Origin of the sequence: uncultured Nitrosomonas sp. (assembly GCF_902826915.1) — a bacterium.
GTDB lineage: Bacteria > Pseudomonadota > Gammaproteobacteria > Burkholderiales > Nitrosomonadaceae > Nitrosomonas.
This window is the reverse complement of record NZ_CADEGP010000124.1, coordinates 1-2,940: the sequence shown is the minus strand read 5'-3', so window position 1 is coordinate 2,940 and position 2,940 is coordinate 1. Positions and strand designations below refer to the sequence as shown.

General features: G+C 43.4%; 2 protein-coding genes and 1 pseudogene. All 3 read right to left on the bottom strand.

Annotated elements, in window-relative coordinates:
* Positions 1-51 precede the first annotated feature (51 nt).
* Positions 52-450: pseudogene (locus tag QZV86_RS13610) on the bottom strand (IS1595 family transposase); the annotation flags it as partial.
* 950 nt (positions 451-1,400) lie between these two features.
* Positions 1,401-2,177, bottom strand: a complete 777-nt coding sequence (locus QZV86_RS13605; RefSeq protein WP_295629246.1) for an MEDS domain-containing protein — start codon at positions 2,175-2,177, stop codon at positions 1,401-1,403.
* 74 nt (positions 2,178-2,251) lie between these two features.
* Positions 2,252-2,940 (bottom strand): IS3 family transposase (locus QZV86_RS13600; protein ID WP_295629240.1); only part of this gene is annotated, 689 nt, incomplete at its 5' end.

Sequence of the window (2,940 nt, the reverse complement as noted above, 5' to 3'; positions counted from 1 at the left end):
GTTTATTAACATCTTGCTAGACTAACAGATTGTGTCTTCTAGTCTAGAGCCTTGTAAAAAACGATGACGCCACTTAAAGCTTGTGTTCTTGGCTATTCCACAACTGTCCGATGATTTTCGGATGCTTAATCCCTGAATCATCGTTTGCTCATATTCATACCATTTGTCCTTGTGCCGTAACCGTGCCAGTGGCGTGCCTGTTAGCGCGTTAAACGTCCGATTGCATTGACGACATCGATAACGCTGCAGCTCACTGGCTTTTCCCCAGCGATATAGGTTGCTTGTCTTACAATAGGGACAAGCAGGTTTGTCGTCCTGATTACGTTCGATCAATGCAATTACTTCATCAGTATTCTCTTTTCCTTCCAATCTCTTCCGGAGTTTGTCTCGCTGATTACGGCTCATGCGTTCAATCGAATCCATCCACGTTTTGAATTCCGTTGATTTCATTGTGCACACCTCTATATCTCAATGCACGTTGGACAAATAATTCAATAATTAATTGTGACATAGCCTTTTTATTGGTATCAGCCAGATTTTTGCGAGAAGGACTGCGCAGATGCTATTCTATTGATAGCAATGAAAGAATCAAAAGTTAAACCTTCGATAATCCTCCCATTTTTAACTTGCGATTCCCCCTGGTCTTGCCACGAGGTTGTTTGTTGGGAGCATACAGTTGAGAGTTTTAGTTTAAAAGCTTCTGCCAGCTTCATCGCTGGTGTAATACCTCCGGGTGCCATATTCGGACGTTCATTATTGTAAATCCGCAACCATTGTGTTGCGGTAAATTGTGCTTCTTCAATGGTTGCAAATCATACATCCAGAAAATGGCCTGATAAATTCATAGATCTCGTTAATGGTTTCCTTACAACAATTTTGACACTTCGATGTGGTATTAGACGACAATTAACCTGTCCGGTCGAGCGACAATGCGGTAAAGATAGTGGCCATCGATTCCATTACAGCATCTCAAATTGTACAGAAAGGCTACTGTTACAGCTCGTCATGTCATACTACAATGACTTAAATTGAAGTAGTGCGTCCGTTGGTATCAAAAAATACTGCATATTGGATCAACTGACCATCATCGCCATATCACTGAAACTGGCAGCGAATCATTTCGCTTCAAGCAAGGCAGTGCAACTGCAAAAGCGGGAATCCAGGAACGGGAAAAGGAGAAGTATTTTTCATTTGAAAAAACAGCAGATTCTTAATTTATTACTGCTATTTTCTATAACACAAAAGGAGGAAAAACCTAATTCAGTCTGGTCGATTTATCCACAGCGGTGTAGTACGCTACGTCACTGTTTCTCCTGGTCGGTTTTCAATTAGCAGTAACAGGTTAAGCGTTGTTTTTCCACTACACTTTGTAACATCAATACAAGGACCGCTCTATAAATTCATGTGCCCAAGAAATGCCTCAATGGATAATGAAAAGTATCATCATGACACTTGAGAGCACTCAATATTGTGGTGCCAGAAAACAATCTAGCATCATATTGACATAGACTAACAACAGGGAATCGGTGTCCGAGCCCCTGATTGTATTGACTCTCAAAATCGTTTAGGTCTGCAATACCCATACCTTTTTGTAACGTCCAAGCCATATCGCCAAGTACTCGTAAACCCTGAATGCCTTGTTTGTTTGCATTCAGAAAAGCATTTTCGAAGAAAGCATATAGCTCTGTGCTGTTTGCCATACCCTCCGTCAAAACAATACGACCATCCTGAATATCTTGATCAATGCAGGACCTGACATCACGTAGCTCATTGGTAATAATAGATTGAACTTCCTTGGTGGCAACCAGAAAACAGCGATTTCCGGATTGAAGACCACCGAGTAAAAATGGTAGTGCTAATTTAAGTCGTCCCAAATCAGTGTCATAAAACGCACATAAGTGGCTGCCATAATTAATTGTGATACCTTCAAGATCGATATGAGCGATTCGGCTTGCTGCGTGCTCAAATGCAGCAATATTTACAGGCGCTTGATCCTGCTCAAGATAAGCCAATAGATCAGTCAAGCGATATCGCCTCTCGCGTTTGACTCCTATACGCATGCAAGGCAGCTTGCCCGCATCACTCCATCGTCTCAAAGATATTTCACTAGCATTTAGAATCTTGGCTGCTTGTTTGATGTTCAGAAGTGGCTCAGCAGTGCTTTCAGTGATGTTCATGCACATTCTCAGAGGTGGCCACACTTGATTGGACAGTTTTTCCCATATTTTAAGTGGAAATCTCGCGTTAATGCCTACGCTGTATTTTGCATTGCAGGCAGGTTATCGAAGTAGAACTCATTTGGCGTTTTGTCGTCAAGCGCGGTGTGAGGTCTATATTGGTTGTAGAACATGAAATATTTTTCTAAGCCTTGTTTTGCATCACATACGCTGTCATAGGCGTGCAGATAGACCTCTTCGTATTTGACGCTCTTCCAAAGCCGTTCGACAAACACATTATCACGCCAGCTGCCCTTGCCATCCATACTGATCTGGATACCGTTATCCTTCAGCAGCCCGATGAATTCCAAGCTGGTGAATTGGCAACCTTGGTCAGTATTGAAGATATCCGGCTTGCCATGCTTGTTTATGGCTTCTTGCACAGCTTCAATGCAAAAGTCGGCAGTCAAGGTGTTAGATAATCGCCATGACAGCACCCGACGGCTAGCCCAATCGATTACGGCGAACAGATAAACGAAGCCGCGCTTCATTGGGATGTACGTGATATCTGCTGCCCAGACATGGTTTGAGCGGGTGATGGACAAATTCCGCAACCGATACGGATAGACTGGGTGCGCCTGATGCCGCTTGCTGGTGTTGGGCTTGCGGTAGATTGCGTGGATTCCCATTCGCTTCTTGGCGTGAAGTATCTTGAGGTCAAGCCCAGCGGCCTTTGCTTCTGAATTACTCCCGAATACATTAATTGCAGATTCCTGTAACGGCT